This window comes from Kitasatospora sp. NPDC002522 (assembly GCF_053595195.1).
On the sequence record NZ_JBSFXE010000007.1, the window covers coordinates 110071 to 130956 of the forward strand.

Here is a 20886-nt window from a genome sequence, read left to right on the forward strand (position 1 = left end):
GCCCCGCACTCCTGGACGAGTGCGGGGCCGCCGTCGTGCTTGCTGCCTGACGGTCGGTCATGAGAGGTAAAGCACAGGTAAGGACAGGGTAGCCTTACTGAGGCTAGGCTAACCTTATGAGTCATCTGCTGCTGGCCGCGAAGACGGCCGGATACACCACGCCCGAAATCTGGCGGGTCCTCACCAAGACCGGCTACTTCGTCGGCCTGAGCGGCGCCATCGGCAGCACCGTCACCTACGCCGCCGCGGTGCGCCCGGCCCTCAGGGCCGAGAGCACCACCGCCGAGGACGCCGCCGCGCTGCGCAGGCGGTCGGCGGGCTACCTGGCCTGGGCGGGCGTCGTCCTGCTGGTCACCGGGTACTTCCAGCTGGTGGCGCGCGTCGCCCGGGCCGGGAAAGGGATGCCCTTCGGCGACGCCATGGCCCCCGGCCGGATCGCGGACTTCCTCGACGCCCCGGCGGCCAAGGGCGCCTGGATCGCGCAGGGCACGCTCTACCTGCTGCAGAACGTCGTGCTGGTCGCCACCGCCGTCGCCCTGATCGCGCTGTTCGTCCCGGCGGTGCGCCGCCACCTCGACCGCCTCGCCCTCGCGGCGCTGCCCGCCGCCCTCGCGGTCACCCTGATCGCCGGCACACCGGCCACCGTTCCCACCGAGCTCGACCGCTGGCTCGACCCGGTGTTCGACCAGACCCACATCGTCTCCGGCACCGTGTGGCTCGGCGGCCTGGCCCTGCTGGTCGCCCTCGCGGGCACCCGCAGCCGCCTCGGCGCGGGCGCCGGCCTGGTGTGGGCCGACATCTGGCGCCGCTTCAGCCTGGTCGCCATGGTGTGCGTCGGCGCGGTCACCGTCTCCGGCCTGTGGCTCGGCTGGAAGCACGTCGGCGCCGTCTCCCAGCTGTGGACCACCGGCTACGGCATCGCCCTGCTGGTCAAGATCCTGCTGGTCCTGGGCCTGGTCGCGGCCGGCGCCTTCAACCAGTTCTGGCTGATGCCGCGGATCGAGCAGGCCCGCCGGGCCGACGACTCCGCCTCGCTGCTCCACCTGACGCTGCGCCACTTCCCGAAGGTGGTCTGGGGCGAGGTCGTCCTCGGCGTCGCGGTGCTGGTGGTCCTGCCGTTCCTCGCCGGGTCCGCCCGCACCGAGGCGGGCAGCGCGAAGGCGGTCTCCGACGGCAGCGTCTTCGCCGCCGGCGCCACCCTGGTGACCGCCCTCGCGGTCTCCCTGTACGCCACCGCCAAGGTCTCCGACGCCCTGTCCCGCCGCCCTGCCGCCACTGCCGCCGCGACCTGACGGCAGCGTTGCTTCCAGGTCGTCCAACGGCCCTTCCCCGGACCGAGGGAGGGCCGTCGCGCTGTTCGCGCGCGAGCCGAGGGGGGTGAACGTAGGGCAATCGGCCACCGGACCTCGTCCGCGTGGTGCAGGATCGGGGCACGAAACCGGGCTTGGACGGGTGGTGCTCAGGTGTCGGGTCACGGAGCTTCGGGAGCGACGGGGTGACGCTCAACAGCGAGGTGTGGCAGGGCCATTTCGCGGAGGGTGTGGTCTGGGCCCTGGCCTGTGCGGCCGGTCTGAATCCGGGCAGACGAGTGCTGGACGTCGACGGAGTGGATATCCAGATCGGTTTTCCCGGCAGGGCCGGGACGATGCGATACCCACTGATCGAGGCGCAGATCAAGTCCTGCAGCAATCCCGTCTATGTCGACGGGTGCTTCTCGTACTCGATCCCGGTCAAGAACTACAACGATCTGATCGGTGTGGTCGGCGACGACCTTCCGAGTAGGCGGTACCTCTTCCTGGTGCACGTTCCGGCCGAGAAGACTGAGTATGTGGAATCATCTGCCGAGTTCCTTCGGTTCCGGCACGCCGTCTACTGGCTCGACATGATGGCGGAAGAGCCGATCGACCCGGACAGGCAAGCGAGCAAGTCGGTGCACGTGCCCGTGGCCAACCTGCTGACCATGGAGTCGCTCACCGGGCTCGTGGTGGGATCTCTGTCGAATGGCGGTGAGTGAGATGATCACGGGATTCGGGGAGTTCAGCACGTCCCAGGCGTCCGACCCCCGGCGCATCTCGCTGTATCTCGCCTCGCGCGGCTGGCGTCCATCTTCCGAGCCGGGCGGGACGCTCTGGGTGTCGGACGCCGACGGGTTCGAGGTCTTCATTCCGAAGAGCCCGCGAATGCGGGGATACGACGCCTATGTGCAGGGCATGCTGGAGACCCTGTCGACCGCTGAGGACCGGGGCACTGCGCAGATTGTCGTCGAGATCGCCCGTGCCGACGCCGACGTCCAGTACGTACGAACCCGTCCGACCGGGGAACCGGGGACCATGCCCATCGAAGACGGGGTGAGGGCCTTCGAGAGCCTGCATCAGTGGGTCCTGGTCAGTGCCGTCTCGGCCGGCATCGATCGGCAGCGGCTCGTGCAGCCTGCGCGGAAACCGACGCAGGTCACGGACTTCATGCGCTCGGTCAGATTGGGGCCGACGCTTGAGGGCAGCTATGTGCTCACGGTCTACATCCCCATTCCGCCGTTGATCGGCCAGGCCGGCCTCGACGCGACGGCGGGCGGGATCTCTGAGACTGAGCAGCCGTTCCAGCGTCGTGTCTCGCTCTCCCTCCATGACTCCACGGTGCAGGCGGTGGCCGCCGCCGATGAGGTGATCAGCCTGGGGCGCGGGATGGAGTCGTTCACGGGCCGCGTCGGTCACGGGGTGAACGCAAACCTGTGCGAGGCGCTGGCAGGATTTTCGGGCGGGAGTCCGGAGCCCACCGACATCGAGTTCTCCTGGGCGCTGTCTCGACCGATGGAGCCGACCAGGCCAGTGGTGATCACTTCCAACCACGTCGCGGTTCTACGCGAAGCCGCCCGGGAGTTGCGAGCGCAGACGCCGACTGAAGACGTCCGCGTGGTCGGAGCGGTGGTGCGGCTCCACCGGGAGGGCTTCGCGGGGCCGGGCGAGGTGAGCATCGCGGGAATCGTGGAAGGTGACCTGAACGACCGGCTTCGGCGAGTGTGGTTCGAACTTCCCGAGGAGAGCTACGGGATCGCCACCCAAGCGCACGATCGCGGAGCAACGGTTTCGGTGACCGGGACACTCGTCCGGCGGGGGACCCGCTATCTGCTTCAACAGCCGGCCGACTTCTACGTCGTCCCGGACTGATCCGTCCCGGGCCCTCCGGTGCCAGGCTTCAGGCCCCTTTCGTACGGCATGGAAGGGGCCGGTCGGGTGGCTGGCTCAGCCGGTGGTGTGGGGGAGGAGGTCGGGGATGGTCTGGGCGGGGCGGAGGGGGGTGAAGTGGACGGTGCCGGTGGGGGTGAGGGTGGCGGCGTGGATGGCCGGCTCGGGGAGGGAGTTGTAGGCGAAGTGGTTGGTGGCGTAGTAGGCGCCGGTGTCGAGCAGGCAGACCAGGTCGCCGGGTTCGAGGAGGGGGAGGGGGCGGGCGCGGGCGAGGAGGTCGCCGGCGAAGCAGCAGGGGCCGGCGACGTCCTGGGGGACGGGGGCGCCGGTCTTCGGGGCGCCGGAGGGGTGGTGGGCGGTGATCCGCAGGGGCCAGCTGTCGGGCATGAAGACGGTGCGGGTGGCGACCTGCGCGCCGGCGTGGGTGACGGCGATGTCGCGGCCGCCGACCTGCTTGGTGTACTCGACGTGGGCGGCGGTGAATCCCGCCTTGGCCAGGACGGAGCGGCCGAACTCGGTGATCACCCGGAAGTCCCCGCCCAGGAGTGCGGGCGCGTGCTGGGCGAGCTGGTCGACGTAGTCGGCGAACCCCGGGGCGGTGCGGTCGTCGGCGAAGTTGACGGGCAGTCCGCCGCCGATGTCGATGCCGACCACCTGGCGGCGGCCCAGTTCGCCGTTGACCTTCTCGGCGAAGGAGACGGCCGCGCCGACGCCCGCGGCCATCAGCTCCAGCGGGCAGCCCTGGGAGCCGACGTGGCAGTGGACCCAGGTCAGCCAGGGGCGGGCGCGGAAGGCCTCGACCAGGCGGGCGGCGTTGCCCGGGTCGGTGAGCGGGATGCCGAACTTGGAGGTGGCGGTGGCGGTGCTCATCGCGCCGATCGTGCCGCCGCCGACCTGCGGGTTGACCCGGACGCCGATCCGCGACCGGGTCTGCCGGCCGCGCATGAGCGCGTCCACCCGTTCGAGTTCCTGCCAGTTGTCGATGTTGACGGCGACGCCGAGGTCGAGCGCCGCGGCGAGTTCCCGGCGGGTCTTGGCGGGCGAGTCCAGCACCATCCGCTCCGGGTCGAACCCGGCGGCCAGCGCCTGCGCGAACTCGCCGGGGCTGGCCACCTCGCAGCCCATCCCGAGTTCGCGCAGGCGCGCCAGCACGGGCACCAGCGGGTTGGCCTTGGCGGCGAAGGCGTGCAGCACCTCGACCTCGGGCGGGAAGGCGCCCCGCAGGTCGGCGACGGTCTGCTCGACGGAGTCCAGGTCGAGGAAGGCGGCCAGCGGCGCGTCCTCGGGGTGCAGCAGGCCCTCGCGGACGGCGGCGCGCAGGATCAGCTCGCGCCGTTCGGGGCTCGGCAGGGCGGTGGGGCGGGGACCGGTCATGGTGGCACGCTCCGCTCGGGGTCGGCTCGGGAGGACCGGGACCGTCGCCCGGCGTGAGTCCAGACTGCCTGCGGGCCGGGTCCCGGGTCTTCGTCCCACGGCCCGGGTTCGCCGACATCCCGCCGCCCGGCCGTACGCCGGACCGGACCGGGCGGTGACATGACGGCGCGTCAGGGCGGCCCGGGCGGGACGGGGCGGAGCCCGGCGGCGGCGCCGGCCCGCCGTCGCGCCCCGGGTCGTGCGGTCCGACGAGGAACGCGGCCGGTCGCGGTGCCCGGCGACGAATCCGGCCTGTGTCGGTGCGCGCGGCGTGGTGGTGCGCGATGGCGGAGTCAGCCGTCGCGCAGGCGGAGTTGGAGCTGGGCCAGCAGCCGGGCGTCGGGGTCGTCCGGGTCGAGGCCGGAGATCTTCAGGGCCTTCTGCAGGCGGTGGGTGAACGTGCTGCGGGCGACACCCAGCGCGTCCGCGGCCCGGCCCTGCTCGCGCGAGTGGTCGAGGTAGGCGCGCAGGGTGTCCAGCAGGACGCGCTCGCCCTTCGGCTCGGCGTGTGCGACCAGCCGCGCCACCGGGGTGTCCACCGGGAGCCGGACGGTCTGCAGCGCGGCCAGCAGCCGGCCGAGGGCGACCGCGTCGGCGACCTCGTCGAGGCGCGCGCAGTCCGCCGTCGAGTTGCCGAACAGCAGTCCGCCGAGGGCCAGTTCGGCGGTGCGGGCGGAGGCCGGCGCGTCCTCCAGGCGGGCCTCGACCGCGCCCAGGCCGACCCGGATCCGGGTGCCCAGTTCGTCGGAGAGCCGGCGGGCCAGCAGGCTCCCGACCACCGCCACCTGGTGTTCGGCCCGGGCCTGATTCTCCGCCAGGTTGCCCAGCAGGACGAGGATCCCCCGTTCGGACGGCACCACGATCGGGACGTGTCCCGCCTCCGCGCAGTTCCGGTGCGTACGGCTCTCCAGCCTGGTGCGCGCCGGGCCGTCCGTCCCGCCGGGGGCCGCGCCCAGCGAGAGCACCGCGCAGCGGCCGGCCGCCGACAGGCCGCTGCGCTCGGCCAGGGCCGCGGCGGACCCGTGGCCGTCCAGCAACGCGCGGGCCGCCGCGAGCAGTTGCTCGTCCCGGCCGGTGGTGCGCGAGTCGTGGTGGAGCAGGTGCGGGGCGGCCGTCCGGGCGGCGGCGCGCAGGGCGTCCTCCGCGGTCGACGGCAGCGGGGCCTGCCCGGTGGCGGCCACCCAGATGGTGCCCAGCGGCTTGTCGCCGGCCCGGACGCCCACCACCAGCCGCTCGGGGACGTCGCCGTGGGCGCGGCGGCGCAGCACGTCACGGGAGGTCCAGATGGCGGTGAAGAACCCGGCCTCCTTCATCGCCTTCTGCCGGGACGCCGGCACCTCGCCGGTGGTGACGGTCTCCAGCCGGATCGGGTCCAGCTCCGGGCTGCTGGAGTAGTGGGCGAGCACCCGGGAGTCCATGTCCTCGATCGTCACCGCGCCGCCGACCTGCAACGCGATCACCCGGGCCAGCCGGTCGAGGTCGCCCAGCGGCACGTTGGCGTGGCCGGGTCCGCCCGCCGCGGCGAGGCCCGCCTGCAGGGTGCCGATCACCCGGCCCCAGTCGGCCCAGCTGGTCCGGAACAGCAGGGCCGTGCCCGCCTCGATCGCCGCCGCGGACAGCGCCGCCCTGCGCGCGCCGTCCGGCTCCTCGCGGAGCACCACCGCCGCCACGCCGTCCCGGCCGGCCGCGCGGACCAGCGCGACGGCGGCCGTCGCCCCCGGGTCGACGCCGACCGCCACCAGCAGCGTGCCGGGCCGCGCCTGCGGATCCAGCGGGTCGAACACCGCCAGCCGCTCCACCGCCACCCCCGGCCGCGGCACCGCCCCCACCTCGACCAGCGGCCCCACCAGGGTCAGCACCCCGTCCAGGGTCTGCTCCGGCGCCGCCCGTTCCCACCCGTTCTCGACCGACTCGACCAACGGAAGTCCACCCCCGGATCCCTGACGGCTCGTCACCCGGCCGCTTCGGTCGAGCCTAGTGCCGCGGCGGCCGCGGCGCGGGAAAACCGGAGGTGGCGAGGGCCGCGGGCGAGACGGTGACCGTCAAGGGGTGGGTGAACACGCTGCGGCTGCAGAGCAAGGTGCAGTTCGTGGTGGTGCGGGACCACGCCGGGATGGTGCAGGTGACGCACCGGCGCGGGGGCGGCGCTGCAGGGGCTGACGGTGGAGTCGGCGGTCGAGGTCACCGGCGCGGTGGTGGCCAACCCGGTGGTGAAGCTCGGTGCGGTGGAGATCATCCCGGAGCGGGTGGCGGTGGCGTCGCGGGCCGAGCCGAGACTGCCGATCGCCCCGGAGACCGGCCCCGAGCAATGGACACCCGGGCGGACGGCCCGCTCGCCGGGTACCTGGACTGCTTCCGGTACGGGATGCCGCCGCACGGCGGGTTCGGGCTCGGGCTGGGGCGGCTGCTGATGCTGGCGCTCGGGCTGCCCTCGCTGCGGGAGGCGGTGTTCCTGTTCCGCGGCCCGAACCGCCTGGAGCCGTGAGCGGGCTCGGGGACTGACGGCGCGTCAGCCTCAGGTCGGCCGGCGGTGCGTCAGTGCGGGGTGCGGGCGGCGCCGGGCGGCCAGACCAGGCGGACCGGCACGCCCGCGGCCCGGGCGGCGGCGACCATGTCCGCCGTCCCGCCCGGGCCGTTGCCCGGCCGGCCGTCCCAGACGGCGACCAACTCGTCGGCGAGGCGCAGCAGTTCGTCATTGGCGGCGACGTACGCGGCGGAGTCCAGCTGTTCGGCGGGGAGTACCACGACCTGGTGGGCGGCGGTCCGCAGGCGGGCGAACTCGGCGCGTTCGGCGGCGTCGGCCTGCGGGTCGGGGTAGTCGGTGCCCGGCAGGACGGCGACCAGCCGCCCGCCGAGGTCGAGGACGGCGTCGGCGAAGACCGAGTCGGCGCCGGGGGCGAGGCAGGACACGCCGGTCAACTCGGCGGCCGGGTAAGGGGCGAGCAACGCGGCGAGGGCGCAGCGGACCGCGCAGGCGGTGGTCGAGGTGAGGTCGAGGTGTCCGGTCACGGCGATCACGGTCATGGCGTCACTCCCCCTGGCGGCCGCGGTTACTCCTCGGATCCTGCCATCCCGACCCGGCCCGGTACCGGAGTTGACAGGGATTCGCCGAAATCGGCCGGGTCCTGCCGCAGGCCGGACGGGTGGACCGCCGTCGCGGCGTCCCTGGACAGTGCCCCGCCGCCCGGCCGACAATCACGTCATGAGCGCTCAGGAGTTCAGCACCCGGCTCGCCCGTCCCTCGCAGGCCGAGCGGGACAGCGCGCTGGAGCTGCTCCGGGACGGCGTCGGCAGCGGCGCGCTCTCCCACGAGACCTTCCTGCACCGGATGGAACTGGTGCTCACCGCCCGCAGCAGCGCCGAACTCGCCGACGTCGTCGCCGACCTGCGCACCCACGGCCCGCTCTCCCGGCTGCTGCTGCGCACCGTCGCCCGGGTGTCCGCGCTCAACGTCCGCCTGCGCCAGACCTGGGAGGCCGAGCAGCTCACCCGGCTGCGGCTGCCCGACCCGGCGGCGGGCCGGCTGCGGATCGGCCGGATGACCGGCAGCGACCTGCGCCTCGGCGACGGCACGGTCTCCCGCTGCCACGCCGAGCTGCGCTTCGAGGCCGGCGAGTGGGTGCTGTACGACCTGGGCTCCAGCAACGGCACCTACGTGAACGAGCACCGGCTGGCGGGCGGCATCGTGGTCCGCCCCGGCGACCGGCTGCGGTTCGGCCGGCTCGGCTTCCAGCTCACCGCGGACTGACCTCCGGCGCGGCACGGGTCCGGGCGTGATCGAAATCAATTTTCCTTAGCGAGAGTAATGACATAAGCTAAGGACATGCCCGAGATGTCCGAGGACGACCTGGTGGCGGTCAGCCAGCTGCGGTCGTCCACGATGCGCCTGGCCCGACGGTTGCGACACCAGCGGGTCGAGGAGTCGCTGAGCCCCACCGAGATGGGGGTGCTCGGCACGCTTGCCCGCTGCGGCAAGGCGACACCCGGCGAGCTGGCCCGCAAGGAGCACGTCCAGCCGCCGTCGATGACCAGGATCATCGCGATGCTGGAGGAGAAGGGCCTGGTGCGGCGCGAGCCGCACCCGGAGGACCGCCGGCAGGTGGTGGTCAGCAGTACCGAGCAGGCCGAGGAGATCCTCAACGAGTCCCGCCGACGGCGCAACGCCTGGCTGGCGGAGCTCGCCGAGGGCCTCGACGAGGAGGAGTGGCAGCGGCTGAAGCAGGCCGCGCCGGTGCTCTACAAGCTGGCCCACCTGTAGTCCACGCCGTCCCCGATCCGCACGTCCACGCATCCGCAGGTCCACGCATCCGAGCCTCCCGGGCGAACGAAGGAGAACCGCATCACCGCAGGAACCCACCAGCGCACAGACCACGCCGCGGCCGGCACATCCGGCCGCGGCGTGTCGAGGGGAGAACACACCGTGACACCGCCGGCCACCCGAGCCGCCGCCATCCGTACCGCGACGATCCGCACCGACCTCCGCACCGACCCCCGACGCCTCTCCACCCGGCCCGCCGGGTACCGCGTCGACGAGCCGCTCACCGACGAGCCGGCCGCCACCGACACCGCGCCGACCGGCGCACCCGCCGCCCGGACCGAGGCACCCACCCCCGTGGAGCTGCCCGGCAGCGGCGACGACGACCCCGAGGAACGCACCGCGGCGGAGATCCCCGCCGCTCCGCCGGGCCGGTTCACCCGCCCGGGAGGGATGTTCTCGTCCCTGCGCATCCGCAACTACCGGTACTACTTCGCCGGCCAGGTCGTCTCCAACACCGGCACCTGGATGCAGCGCATCGCCCAGGACTGGCTGGTGCTCAGCCTCACCGGCAGCCCGTTCGCGGTCGGCATCACCACCGCCATGCAGTTCCTGCCGATGCTGCTGTTCGGCCTGTGGGGCGGCGTCCTCGCCGACCGGCTGCCCAAGCGGCGCCTGCTGATCGCCACCCAGGGCGCGATGGGCCTGCTCGCCGCGGGCCTCGCCGTCCTGACCGTCACCGGCCTCGTCACGCCCGTCGCGGTCTACCTGTTCGCGCTGTTGCTCGGCCTGGTCACGGTGGTCGACAACCCGACCCGGCAGGCCTTCGTCAGCGAGATGGTGCCCGCCAAGGACCTCGCCAACGCGGTCAGCCTGAACGCCGCGAACTTCCAGACCGCCCGCCTGGTCGGACCCGCCGTCGCCGGCGCGCTGATCGCCGCGGTCGGCAGCGGCTGGGCGTTCGCCGTCAACGCACTCTCCTTCGCCGCGGTCATCGGCGGCCTGCTCGCCATGCGCACCAGCGAACTGCGCCCCGTCGAGCGGATCGCCCGCGAACGCGGACAACTCCGGGAGGGCCTGCGCTACGTGCGGGAACGCCCCGAACTGCTCTGGCCGATGGTGCTGGCCGGCTTCATCGGCACCTTCGGCTTCAACTTCCCGACCCTGCTCTCCGGCTTCGCCCGCGACACCTTCCACGTCGGGGCCGGCGAGTACGGCCTGCTCAACACCGCGATGGCGGTCGGCTCGCTGACCGGCGCGCTGCTCGCCGCCCGCCGCGGCGCGCCCCGGCTGCGGCGCCTGGTGGCCGCCGCGTTCGCCTTCGGCGCGCTGGAGGTGCTGGCCGCGTTCGCCCCCGGCTACTGGAGCTTCGCGCTGCTGCTGACCCTGATCGGCGTGTTCGGACTGACCTTCAACACCTCGGTCAACTCGGCGCTGCAGCTCGGCACCGACCCGGAGATGCGCGGCCGGGTGATGGGCCTGCTGGTCCTGGTCTTCACCGGCGGCACCCCGATCGGCGCCCCGCTGGTCGGCTGGGTCACCGCCCAGTACGGCCCGCGGCTCGGCCTGCTCGCCTGCGGACTGGTCTCGGCCGCCGCGGCCGCGGTGGTGGCACTGGTGCTGGGACGGCTCGGCGGGCTGCGGGTGCGCTTCGACCTGCACCCGGTGCGGCGCCGCGGACGGGTGTTCACGGTGGTGTCCAAGGACGAGCTGGCGCCCGCCTGCTGATGATCCGTCGGGACCGGACGCGCTGCGGCAGGATGGCGGGATGAGGCTCTTCGTCGCGGTCAACCCGCCGGTCCCGGCCCTGCAGGAACTCGCCGACGCCGCCGCCCCGCTGCGGTCCATGCCGGGCGCGGACCGGCTGCACTGGAGCGAGCCGGCCGGCTGGCACCTCACCCTGGCCTTCCTGGGTGAGGTGCCGGCGTCCGACGTCCCGCGACTGGAGACCGGGTTGGCGCGGGTGGCCGGGGAGTGCGGCGCCCACCGCCTGCGGCTCGCGGGCGGCGGGACCTTCGGCGACCGGGTGCTCTGGTCGGGCGTCGACGGCGAGGTGTGGGCCCTGCGACGGCTGGCGGAGCAGGTGCGGGAAGCCCTCGACGTCACGGACGACACCCACGGCTTCCACCCGCACCTCACCCTCGCCCGGGCCGGCTCCACCCGCGGGCGCCGCCGGGCCGAACAGCGCGCGGCCGTGGGCGAGCTGCACGCGATGGCCGCGGTGATGGACGGCTTCCGCGGCACCGAGTGGCAGGCCGGCCGGCTCGAACTGATGCGCAGCGAACTCGGCTACGGCCCCGCCCGCTACACCACGGTGGGGGAGTGGCCGCTGGCGGACTGGGGAGCGCGACCCTAGCGGGGCGAGCTCTGGTGGCCCAGCTCGGGGGCCTCGCGGAGTTCCACCCGGGACGGGGTGGCGTCGCCGAGTTCCAGCAGGGTGAGGGTGTTGGTGCCCTCGCGGAGGAGGGGCTGGGGGCAGTAGAGGGTGGTCTGCGGGCCGCGGAGGTCGTAGCGGCCGAGCAGGAAGCCGTTGATCCACAGGTAGCCGTGGGCGCCCTCGGGGACGGCGAGGAAGGTGTCGCCGGTGGTCTCGAGGTCGAAGGTGCCGCGGGCGAGGAGCTCGGGGCCGGGCTCGCCGGGGGCGTACGCGGCGGCGGGGAGCGGGTCGAGGGCGAGGGGTTCGGCCTGCCAGCCGTGCAGGTACTGGCGTTCGTGGCGGACGCCGGTGAGGCCCTTGGTCTCGCCGACCTGCGGGCCGTAGTTGACCCGGCCGAGCGACTCCACCAGGAGCTGGAGCTGCGCCCCGCCGGAGACCGCGACCGGCTCGGCGGGCACGCCGCGCTCCAGTTCGGCGACCCGCTTGCCGTCCACCCGCAGGCCGGCCCGGTCGCGCAACCCCTCGACGGTGAGCGGCAGTTCGGCGCTGAGCGCGGGCACCGTCACGGTGTAGCGGACCAGTCCGTGCTCCAGCCCCAGCTCCTCGAAGAGCGGCGGCACCGGCGAGGCCACCGCCGGCCCGAACGGCAGCGCGGCGAACTCGTCCAGCGGAACCGAACGGGCCGTCACCACCGGTGCGGCGGGCGGGAGTTGAGCGACCCGGTCGTCCAGGTACCGGACCAGCCCGGGGTGCTCCTCGGCGAAGGCGGCGATCACCTCCCGGAAGGCGTCGAACTTGGCGGTGGGCAGGCCGCGTTCGTCCAGGGCCGCGTCGTAGTCGTAGGAGGTGGTGACCGGCTGGAAGGGCGAGTGCGTCCAGTCGGTGGAGTTGAACGGCGGGTCGGCGTGGTTGGCACCGGCGGTGGTGCCGAAGTTGGTGCCGCCGTGGGCCATGTAGAGGTTGACCGAGCCGCCCGCGGCCAGGATGCGGCGCAGCGCGTCAGCGGCGTCGGCGGCGTCGCGCGTGTGGTGGGGCTTGGCCCAGTGGTCGAACCAGCCGTTCCAGAACTCCATGCAGAACGGCGGGTCCTCGGGGCGGTGGCGGCGCAGCAGTTCGAACGCGGCCTCCGGCTCGGAGCCGAAGTTCACGGTGGCCAGCACCCCGGGGACGGCGCCCGCGGCGAGCATGTGGTCCTCGGGGCCGTCGGAGGTGAACAGCGGCACGGTGACGCCGCGTCCGCGCAGGCCGCGGGCGAGGTGGGCGAGGTAGTCGGCGTCCGAGCCGAAGGAGCCGTACTCGTTCTCCACCTGGACCATCAGGACGGTGCCGCCCTCGAGGCCCCACTGGCGCTCGACCACCTGCGGCAGCAGCACGTCGAAGAAGCGGTCGACCGCGGCCAGGTAGGCGGGGTCCGAGGTGCGGGCGCGGCGGCCGACCTCGGCGGTGAGCCAGCCGGGCAGGCCGCCGTTGTCCCACTCGGCGCAGATGTACGGGCCGGGGCGGACGATCGTCCACAGGCCCTGGCGGCGCGCCTCGTCGAGGAAGTCGCCGAGCTCGTCGAGCCGCTCGAACCGGCCGGGGGCGGGCTCGTGCAGGTTCCACGGCACGTACGTCTCCACCGTGTTCAGCCCCATCGCGCGCAGGGCGGCGAGCCGGGCGGGCCACTGCTCCGGGCGGGTGCGGAAGTAGTGCATCGCGCCGGACAGGATGCGCAACGGGCGGCCGTCGAGGCGGAAGCCGGTCGAGTCGTAGGTGAGCATGCCCCTAGCGTGCAAGAAGGCCCAGGCCAGAGCCATGGACAAAGTCCGGCGGCGTGTTGGATTGTCGTGACGGACGAGCAGGACGGGAGGACGATGGAGCGCTGGTGGCAGTACCTCACGCCCGGTCCGGCGCAGCTGCGGACCGGCCTGGCCTGCCTGGGCGTCGGCATGCAGCGCGGCCGGCTGCCCACGGTCGGCCCACGGGTGCTGGACCACTGGGTGGCGGTGGTGGTGAGCAGCGGCCGCGGCTGGTACGCGCTGCCCGGCGGGCAGCGCCTGCCGGTCGTCGCGCCGGCGGTCCTGTGGCTGCGCCCGGGCGTGCCGCACCACTACGCGCCGGACGCCGACGGCTGGTCGGAGTCCTTCGTCGACTTCACCGGCGGCGCCACCGCCGGGTACCAGGAGCTGGGCCTGCTGCCGGACGTCGAGGTGGTGCCGCTGGACGCCGCCGAGTCCGCGCAGCGGGTGTTCGCCCGGATCGCCGGGGCGATCCGCCGCGGCGGTCCGCTGACGGGCGTGGAGGCCGCCGCCGGGGTGCACGAGCTGCTGGTCGAGCTGCACCGGCACCGCGCCGACCTGGACCCGGCGGGCGAGCCGGTGCTGGAGGTGCTGCGCCGGGACGCCTGCCTGCCGATGTCGGTGGGCGAGCACGCCCGGCGGGCCGGCATGACCGTCGCCGAGCTGCGCCGCGCGGTGCGCACGGTGGGCGCGACCAGCCCGAAGGAGTACCTGCTGACCGTCCGGCTGAACGAGGCCAAGCAGCTGCTCGCCGCCAGCGAACTGCCGGTCGCGGTGGTCGCCCGCCGGGTCGGCTACCAGGACCCCGCGTACTTCACCCGGATCTTCACCCGCCGGGTCGGCGTCGCCCCGACCGTCTTCCGGGCCCGCGAGTACCGCGGCGACGGCCGGCTGCGCGCGGTGGACCCGGCCGAGCTCGCCGAGGAGCTGACCTCGCTGTACGGCCCCGAGCGGGGCAGTGCCGAGGCCCGCCGTGCGACCGACTAACCTCGAAGCGTGGACCCGAAGACCCGTATGCGCATCGTCACCGGTGCTTTCGTGCTGCTGCTCGCCGTGGTGATCGTCGGCGCGATCCTCCAGAAGTGAACGCGAACGGCTGAGCGCCGCCCGGTGGGGGCGGCGCTCAGCCGTTCGCGTTCAGCGGGTGCTCAGAGGTTGTCGACCACGTAGTCGATGGCGCCGGTGAGCTTCTCGACGTCCGCCGGGTCGACGGCCGGGAACATCGCGATGCGCAGCTGGTTGCGGCCGAGCTTGCGGTACGGCTCGGTGTCGACGATGCCGTTGGCACGCAGTGCCTTGGCGACCGCAGCGGCGTCGACCGAGTCGTCGAAGTCGATGGTGCCGACGACCTGCGAGCGCTCCTCCGGCTTGGCGACGAAGGGCTGCGCGTAGGAGGACTTCTCGGCCCAGGAGTACAGGATCGAGGAGGACTCCGCGGTGCGGGCGACCGCCCAGTCCAGTCCGCCCTGGCCGTTCAGCCACTCCAGCTGGTCGGCCAGCAGGAAGAGGGTGGAGATGGCCGGGGTGTTGTACGTCTGGTCCTTCGACGAGTTGTCGATCGCGGTCGGCAGGTCGAAGAACGGCGGGATGTACCGGCCGGAGCCGGCGATCTCCGCGGCGCGCTCCAGCGCGGCCGGGGAGAAGGTGGCCAGCCACAGGCCGCCCTCGGAGGCGAAGGACTTCTGCGGGGCGAAGTAGTAGACGTCCGTCTCGCGGATGTCGACCGGCAGGCCGCCCGCGCCGGAGGTGGCGTCCACCAGGACCAGCGAGCCGGCGTCCGCGCCCTCGGGGCGGCGGATCGGCATCGCGACACCGGTGGAGGTCTCGTTGTGGGTGAGCGCGTAGACGTCCACGCCCGCCTCGGCGACCGGGAGCGGGTGGGTGCCCGGCTCGGTCTTGATCACGGTCGGCTCGGCCAGCCACGGCGCGGCCTTCACGGAGGACGCGAACTTGGAGGAGAACTCACCGAAGTTCAGGTGCTGCGACTTCTCGCGCACCAGGCCGAACGCGGCGATGTCCCAGAACGCGGTGGAGCCGCCGTTTCCGAGGACCACCTCGTAGCCCTCCGGCAGCGAGAACAGCTCGGCGACGCCTTGGCGGACGCGCTTCACGATGTTCTTGACCGGGGCCTGGCGGTGGGAGGTACCCAGCAGGGAGGTTCCGGTGGCGGCGAGGGCACTCAGGGCCTCGGGGCGCACCTTGGAGGGGCCGCAGCCGAAGCGGCCATCGTTGGGCAGATTGTCGGCGGGGATCTGAATCTGAGCCACGGCCGCAGCCTATCGCCCTGGATTGCGGAGATGTTACGGCCGTCCGGCCGCTGAGACGTGATCTTTGCGGCACCGGACAGCCTTCACCGGGGTGCGCGGCGGCCCTGGTCAGGGGCCGGACGCGCACCCGGTGGCGGCGTTGACGAGGTGACGGCCCGTCAGGCTTTCACCTGAACGGGGGTCAGCGGGCGATCTGGTCCCAGCCCTCGATCTCCTGCGGGCCGCGGGCGGCCGGGCCGATGTAGCGGGCGGCCGGACGGACCAGGCGGCCGGTGCGCTTCTGCTCCAGGATGTGCGCGGACCAGCCGGCGGTGCGGGCGCAGGTGAACATCGAGGTGAACATGTGCGCCGGGACCTCGGCGAAGTCCAGCATGATCGCGGCCCAGAACTCGACGTTGGTGGCGAGCACCCGGTCCGGGCGGCGGTTGTGCAGCTCCTCCAGGGCGGCCTTCTCCAGCGCCTCCGCGATCTCGAAGCGCGGCGCGCCGAGCTCCTTGGCGGTGCGGCGCAGCACCCGGGCGCGCGGGTCCTCGGCGCGGTACACGCGGTGGCCGAAGCCCATCAGGCGCTCGCCCTTGTCGAGGGCCTTCCTGACGTAGCCGGCCGCGTCGCCGGTGCGCTCGATCTCCTCGATCATGCCGAGCACCCGGGACGGGGCGCCGCCGTGCAGCGGGCCGGACATCGCGCCCACCGCGCCGGAGAGCGCGGCGGCGACGTCGGCGCCGGTGGAGGCGATGACCCGGGCGGTGAAGGTGGAGGCGTTCATGCCGTGCTCGGCGGCGGACGTCCAGTACGCGTCGACGGCCTTGACGTGCTTCGGGTCCGGCTCGCCGCGCCAGCGGATCATGAACCGCTCGACGATGGTCTCGGCTTTGTCGATCTCGCGCTGCGGGACCATCGGCAGGCCCTGGCCGCGGGCCGACTGGGCCACGTACGACAGCGCCATCACGGCGGCCCGGGCGAGGTCGTCGCGGGCCTCCTCGGCGGTGATGTCCAGCAGCGGCTTGAGGCCCCAGACCGGGGCGAGCATCGCCAGCGCGGACTGCACGTCGACCCGGATGTCGCCCGAGTGCACCGGGATCGGGAACGGCTCGGCGGCGGGCAGGCCCGGGGCGAACTTGCCGTCCACCAGCAGGCCCCAGACGTGCCCGAAGGAGACCTGGCCGACCAGGTCCTCGATGTCCACCCCGCGGTAGCGGAGCGCGCCGCCCTCGCGGTCCGGCTCGGCGATCTCGCTCTCGAAGGCGACTACTCCCTCAAGGCCGGGTACGAAATCCGACATCAGAACGGCTCCTTCAGTGATCCGACGCGACATGCCGCCGTGGTGGGGCGGCATGCCGGTGGCCGATGGTGGTTGGCACTCGGTGTCAGAGTGGCAGGCACGGAGTGCATTGCGCCATACACCACGACGGTGATGTTTCCCCCACGGGCCGCGCGATCGCCGTTGAGGGCGCGGTGGCGAGACACCATATCGCCAGGTGTTTGCGTGGACGTAGCAGTGTCCGGCGCTTGTCGTACGGGATGATGTTGGCGTGCCTACCGCGGAACGTCACCCGAGCGCCCTCTCCACGCCCACCGAGGACCGGCCAGGGCCGGACCTCACCGTGATGCGCAAGCATTACCAGCACGAGGGCCTGCTGGAGGCGCAGCTCGCCGACGATCCCTTCAGCCAGTTCACCCGCTGGTTCCACGAGGTCGACGAGGCCGGCGTGGTCGAGCCCAACGCGATGGTGCTCTCCACCGCCGACGCCGACGGGATCCCCAGCTCGCGCACCGTCCTGCTGAAGGGCTTCGACCGGCGCGGCTTCGTCTTCTACACCAACTACGGCTCGCGCAAGGGCGCCGACCTGGCCGCCAACCCGAACGCCTCGCTGCTCTTCCCCTGGATCGCGCTGGCCCGCCAGGTGGTGGTCTCCGGCCGGGTGGAGAAGGTCGGCCGCGACGAGACCGCCGCGTACTTCCGCACCCGGCCGCACGGCTCCCAGCTCGGCGCCTGGGCCTCCGAGCAGTCCAGCCCGGTCGCCGACCGCGAGGTCCTGGAACGCCGCTACGCCGACCTCGCCGCCCGCTACCCCGAAGGCGAAGGCGTCCCCGTCCCCCCGTTCTGGGGCGGCTACCGCGTCATCCCCCACACCGTCGAGTTCTGGCAGGGCCGCGAGAACCGCCTCCACGACCGCCTCCGCTTCCTCGCCGAAGCCGACGGCTGGCGCGTGGAGCGGCTCTGCCCCTGACCGGAAGTCGCGCGGCGGGTGCAGGCGTTCGACCGTTGGCACGAGGAGACGAACCGTCGGTACCGATGTACGGGTGAAGTCCGGGCTGGCGTAGACCGCTAGCGCTACGCTGCGGGTGTGCTGCTCCAGGGTGGGGTGCGGGCGCGATGGCCAGGTGGCCGGACCGCCACCGTGCGGGGTCTACCCGCTGGAGCAGAGGAAGGAGTCCCACCATGGGCGTTCGGAAAGGCGAGCGCGGTCGTGCGGACTCGCTCGTCCGGGCCACGTGGGCGCTCACGGCAGGCACCTGGTGCCTGGCGGTCGTCACGGCGGTGGAGCTGCTGCTGAAGTAGCCCGGACATGCGAAAGGCCCGGTGGCAGCCGGGCCCTCGCGGGAAGTGGTGCACACACGGAGACGGGTCGCGACTGCCGAGGTGGTGGGCGCGGCCCCTCTTCGTTCTCCCGCGCCGGGCGCGGGTGCGGTCACTGTACGAGGTGGGCAGGTGGCACGGCCAGTGTGGCGGCGTGTCGGGGGCCGGGTGTTCGGGGGGGTAGCACGAGCGGTCGAATCGCTGGTACCGCTGAACGGGTGGTCTTTTGAGCTGCGTAAACATCTGGTGGGGCGTCAACTCCCTTTGGTGTCAACGGAGACGCGAAGAGATCGGGGTCGATCGGCCTTCGACTGCGGAGTCGGGAGTCCCATATGCTTCTCCGAGGTGTGCCGCAGTGTGACGCTGTGGCTTCAGGCTGCGGCGCCGAGTTTCGCTTCCCCATTCGCACGCCTCACCTGAAGAGGGCAACGCCATGACGACTGCACTCGCCGCGAACCCGGCCGAAGACCTGACCGGGGCTCAGGTCGCTTTCGATCGGCCTTCGCTGGCCGATCTCGCCGCACTGGACTCCGACGAGCTGGCCGCCCAGATCGAGCGGGTGCTGCCGGATGCCGCCGCCAGGCAGGTGGCGGTGGCCGCGTTCCAGTCCTCGATCTGACCCCCCGGGCCCCGCTGAATCGGTTCGCCCCATGACGCACGACCCCGTCCCCTTCAGCCAGTTCGTGGTGAAGGTGCACAGCCGCTGCGACCTCGCATGCGACCACTGCTACGTGTACGAGCACGCCGACACCACCTGGAAACGCCTGCCCAAGGCCGCCGGGGACGACGTGCTGGTACGGACGGCCGAGCGGATCGGGGACCATGCCCGGGCCCACCGGCTCCCCGCCGTGCACGTCGTGCTGCACGGCGGGGAGCCGCTGCTCGCCGGGAAGCCGCGGCTGCGGCGGGCCGCCGAGCTGCTGCGGGCCGCGCTGCCGGAGGGCTGCGCGCTCGACCTGCGGATCCACACCAACGCGGTGCTGCTCGACGAGGAGTTCTGCGAGCTCTTCGCCGAGCACGGCGTCAAGGTCGGCGTCTCGCTGGACGGCGACCGGCTCGCCAACGACCGGCACCGCCGCTTCGCCGACGGCCGCAGCAGCCACGGCAAGGTGCTGGCCGCACTGGAGCTGCTGCGCCGCCCCGCGTACCGGCACCTGTACGCCGGACTGCTGTGCACCATCGACGTCGAGAACGACCCGGTCGCGGTCTACGAGGCGCTGCTCGCCGAGCAGCCGCCCCGGATCGACTTCCTGCTGCCGCACGCCACCTGGGACCAGCCGCCGAAGCGGCCGGACGGCGCGGGTCCGACCCCGTACGCCGACTGGCTGCTGGCGGTCTACCGGCGCTGGGAGGAGCAGGGGCGGCCGGTGCCGGTGCGGATCTTCGACTCGGTCCACCGGACGCTGCGCGGACGCTCCAGCCTGACCGAGTCGCTCGGCCTGGACCCCGCCGACCTGGTGGTGGTGGAGACCGACGGCAGCCTCGAGCAGGCCGACAGCCTGAAGACCGCCTACGACGGCGCGCCCGCGACCGGGTTCGACGTGTTCGCGCACTCGCTGGACGAGGTCGCCCGGCACCCGGGGATGCTCCAGCGGCAGTCCGGGCTGGCGGGGCTGGCCGAGGAGTGCCGCGGCTGCCCGGTGGTCCGCTCCTGCGGCGGCGGCCTCTACGCCCACCGTTACCGATCCGGCCGGGGATTCGACAACCCGTCGGTGTTCTGCGGGGACCTCATGAAGCTCATCACCACCATCCGCGACCGGGTCGGCGCGAGCGCCGCGGTGCCCGCCCAGGGGCGGCAGCCGCTCACCGACGCGCACCTGGACGAACTGGCCCGCGGGCTCGGCGGCGCGGACGCCGTCGGCGCTCTCGCCAAGGCCCAACTGGAGCTCTCCCGGCGGCTGGTGGCCGCCGTCGGGGCGGGCGGCTCGCCCGCCTGGCAGCTGCTCACCGAGGCCGACCGGAAGGCCCCCGGCGCGCTCGACGCGGTGCTCGCCCACCCGTACACCCGGGCCTGGGCGGTGCGCTGCCTCGGCGGCGAGCCGGACGGCGACCTGGGCGGACTGGCCGAGCTGGCGGCCGCCGCGGCGGCCCGCGCCCGGCTGGACTTCGAACTGCCGCTGCCGGTCCGCGCCGGCTGGCTGCACCTGCCGACGCTCGGCCGGCTGCGGCTGGACGGCCGCACCGAGGCGGTGCTCGCCGGCGGCCCGGACGGGCTGCGCTGCGGCGAGCACACGATCGGCTGGGACCGGGCCGGCGACCACCTGTGGCAGCCCGTACGCCGCCTCGCGCTGCCCGGTTGGACGCTCGCCCTGGAGGACACCGACCCGCAGCGCGACAGCCACCAGTGGCCCGCCGCCGAGCGGCTCGGCGACGGCGAACTGCTGGACTGGACCGGCGCGCTGCGCGAGGCCTGGGAACTGCTCGGCCGCGACCTGCCCGACTACGCCGCGGGGATCGCCGCGGGCCTGGGCACCGTCACCCCGCTCGCGCCGGGACCGGACGGACGGGACGTCAGCGCCGCCGCCCGGCAGGCGTTCGGCGCGGTCGGCATCGCCCGCCCGGCCACCGCACCGGTCCTGGCGCTGCTGCTCGCCCACGAGTTCCAGCACGTCAAGCTGGGCGCGGTGCTCGACCTGCACGACCTGTACGACCGGGCGGACGACCGGCGGTACTACGCGCCGTGGCGGCCCGACCCGCGGCCGCTGGAGGGCCTGCTGCAGGGCACCTACGCGCACCTGGCGGTCAGCGACTTCTGGGCCGCCCGGGTGCGGTCCTTCGACGGCATCGGCGGGGCCGCCGCCGACGCCGCGCGGCTGCACCTGGCCACCTGGCGGGCGCACACCGCGGAGGCGGTCGAGACGCTGGCCGACTCCGGGTCGCTCACCCCGCTGGGACAGCGCTTCGCCGCGGGGATGCGGGCCGCGCTCGCCCCGGCGCTCGCGGTGCCGGTCGGCGCGCCGGCCGAAGACGCCGCCCGCCGGGCCGCCGCCGACAACCTCGCCGCCTGGCGGGCCACCGCCGCCCGAGCCTGAC

18 protein-coding genes are annotated in these 20886 nt (G+C 73.5%); 12 read left to right on the forward strand and 6 right to left on the reverse strand.

What is annotated here, in order from left to right; translation table 11 throughout:
- Nucleotides 1-116 precede the first annotated feature (116 nt).
- The 3 genes from ACWD4U_RS08060 to ACWD4U_RS08070 all read left to right on the forward strand — a co-directional run bounded on the left by ACWD4U_RS08060 (nucleotide 117) and on the right by ACWD4U_RS08070 (nucleotide 3164).
- Entirely contained in the window at nucleotides 117-1292 is a 1176-nt protein-coding gene (locus ACWD4U_RS08060; protein WP_363458089.1) for a CopD family protein, read from the forward strand.
- A 203-nt stretch (nucleotides 1293-1495) separates the two neighbouring features.
- Complete coding sequence (locus ACWD4U_RS08065; RefSeq protein ID WP_363458091.1) at nucleotides 1496-2014, forward strand: DUF4365 domain-containing protein; 519 nt, start codon at nucleotides 1496-1498, stop codon at nucleotides 2012-2014.
- Nucleotides 2007-3164 (forward strand): hypothetical protein, encoded by a 1158-nt coding sequence (locus ACWD4U_RS08070; RefSeq protein ID WP_363458094.1) that lies wholly within the window; start codon nucleotides 2007-2009, stop codon nucleotides 3162-3164. The genes ACWD4U_RS08065 and ACWD4U_RS08070 overlap by 8 nt, the downstream gene beginning before the upstream one ends.
- 75 nt (nucleotides 3165-3239) lie before the next feature.
- Here ACWD4U_RS08070 and ACWD4U_RS08075 read toward each other — a convergent pair whose 3' ends face one another.
- Both ACWD4U_RS08075 and ACWD4U_RS08080 read right to left on the reverse strand, forming a co-directional pair.
- Nucleotides 3240-4556 carry a type III PLP-dependent enzyme domain-containing protein gene (locus tag ACWD4U_RS08075; protein WP_363458096.1) on the reverse strand — a complete coding sequence of 439 codons (1317 nt, stop codon included), beginning with the start codon at nucleotides 4554-4556 and terminating at the stop codon, nucleotides 3240-3242.
- Between the two features lie 332 nt (nucleotides 4557-4888).
- Nucleotides 4889-6514, reverse strand: a complete 1626-nt coding sequence (locus ACWD4U_RS08080) for a PucR family transcriptional regulator (RefSeq protein WP_363458099.1) — start codon at nucleotides 6512-6514, stop codon at nucleotides 4889-4891.
- Between the two features lie 389 nt (nucleotides 6515-6903).
- Between ACWD4U_RS08080 and ACWD4U_RS08085 the strand changes: the two genes are divergently transcribed.
- The gene (locus ACWD4U_RS08085) at nucleotides 6904-7080 is read left to right on the forward strand and encodes an amino acid--tRNA ligase-related protein (RefSeq protein ID WP_363458102.1); all 177 of its coding nucleotides are present in this window, start codon (nucleotides 6904-6906) and stop codon (nucleotides 7078-7080) included.
- A gap of 50 nt (nucleotides 7081-7130) precedes the next feature.
- Here the strand turns inward: ACWD4U_RS08085 and ACWD4U_RS08090 are convergent, their stop codons facing one another.
- The gene (locus ACWD4U_RS08090; protein WP_363458104.1) at nucleotides 7131-7619 is read right to left on the reverse strand and encodes a hypothetical protein; all 489 of its coding nucleotides are present in this window, start codon (nucleotides 7617-7619) and stop codon (nucleotides 7131-7133) included.
- A gap of 178 nt (nucleotides 7620-7797) precedes the next feature.
- Between ACWD4U_RS08090 and ACWD4U_RS08095 the strand changes: the two genes are divergently transcribed.
- From ACWD4U_RS08095 to thpR, 4 genes are all read left to right on the forward strand, one after another.
- Nucleotides 7798-8343 carry a DUF1707 and FHA domain-containing protein gene (locus ACWD4U_RS08095; protein ID WP_363458107.1) on the forward strand — a complete coding sequence of 182 codons (546 nt, stop codon included), beginning with the start codon at nucleotides 7798-7800 and terminating at the stop codon, nucleotides 8341-8343.
- Between the two features lie 75 nt (nucleotides 8344-8418).
- Nucleotides 8419-8853 (forward strand): MarR family winged helix-turn-helix transcriptional regulator, encoded by a 435-nt coding sequence (locus ACWD4U_RS08100; protein ID WP_363458110.1) that lies wholly within the window; start codon nucleotides 8419-8421, stop codon nucleotides 8851-8853.
- A 162-nt stretch (nucleotides 8854-9015) separates the two neighbouring features.
- Nucleotides 9016-10578, forward strand: a complete 1563-nt coding sequence (locus ACWD4U_RS08105) for an MFS transporter (protein ID WP_449787139.1) — start codon at nucleotides 9016-9018, stop codon at nucleotides 10576-10578.
- 40 nt (nucleotides 10579-10618) lie between these two features.
- Nucleotides 10619-11206, forward strand: a complete 588-nt coding sequence (thpR, locus tag ACWD4U_RS08110; protein ID WP_363458113.1) for an RNA 2',3'-cyclic phosphodiesterase — start codon at nucleotides 10619-10621, stop codon at nucleotides 11204-11206.
- On the opposite strand, the gene ACWD4U_RS08115 is transcribed toward thpR, so the two are convergent.
- Nucleotides 11203-12987: a glycoside hydrolase family 35 protein gene (locus ACWD4U_RS08115; protein WP_363458116.1), complete on the reverse strand. Its 1785-nt coding sequence runs from the start codon at nucleotides 12985-12987 to the stop codon at nucleotides 11203-11205. The two genes, thpR and ACWD4U_RS08115, sit on opposite strands and share 4 nt — an antisense overlap.
- Before the next feature lie 93 nt (nucleotides 12988-13080).
- On the opposite strand from ACWD4U_RS08115, the gene ACWD4U_RS08120 reads away from it, so the two are divergent.
- Complete coding sequence (locus tag ACWD4U_RS08120; RefSeq protein WP_363458128.1) at nucleotides 13081-13992, forward strand: AraC family transcriptional regulator; 912 nt, start codon at nucleotides 13081-13083, stop codon at nucleotides 13990-13992.
- A gap of 161 nt (nucleotides 13993-14153) precedes the next feature.
- Here the strand turns inward: ACWD4U_RS08120 and serC are convergent, their stop codons facing one another.
- Together serC and ACWD4U_RS08130 are read right to left on the reverse strand one after the other, a co-directional pair.
- Complete coding sequence (gene serC, locus ACWD4U_RS08125) at nucleotides 14154-15272, reverse strand: phosphoserine transaminase (protein WP_449787140.1); 1119 nt, start codon at nucleotides 15270-15272, stop codon at nucleotides 14154-14156.
- 181 nt (nucleotides 15273-15453) lie between these two features.
- Nucleotides 15454-16554 (reverse strand): citrate synthase 2, encoded by a 1101-nt coding sequence (locus tag ACWD4U_RS08130; protein ID WP_363455371.1) that lies wholly within the window; start codon nucleotides 16552-16554, stop codon nucleotides 15454-15456.
- A 325-nt stretch (nucleotides 16555-16879) separates the two neighbouring features.
- Here ACWD4U_RS08130 and pdxH point away from each other — a divergent pair, with 325 nt between their 5' ends.
- The 3 genes from pdxH to ACWD4U_RS08145 all read left to right on the forward strand — a co-directional run bounded on the left by pdxH (nucleotide 16880) and on the right by ACWD4U_RS08145 (nucleotide 20885).
- Nucleotides 16880-17503, forward strand: coding sequence for a pyridoxamine 5'-phosphate oxidase (pdxH, locus tag ACWD4U_RS08135; protein WP_363455387.1), 624 nt, complete (start codon nucleotides 16880-16882; stop codon nucleotides 17501-17503).
- Between the two features lie 783 nt (nucleotides 17504-18286).
- Nucleotides 18287-18472, forward strand: a complete 186-nt coding sequence (gene fxsA, locus ACWD4U_RS08140) for an FxSxx-COOH cyclophane-containing RiPP peptide (protein ID WP_363455368.1) — start codon at nucleotides 18287-18289, stop codon at nucleotides 18470-18472.
- Nucleotides 18473-18503: 31 nt separating this feature from the next.
- On the forward strand, nucleotides 18504-20885 hold the full coding sequence (locus ACWD4U_RS08145; RefSeq protein WP_363455365.1) for an FxsB family cyclophane-forming radical SAM/SPASM peptide maturase: 2382 nt from the start codon (nucleotides 18504-18506) through the stop codon (nucleotides 20883-20885).
- Nucleotide 20886 lies beyond the last annotated feature (1 nt).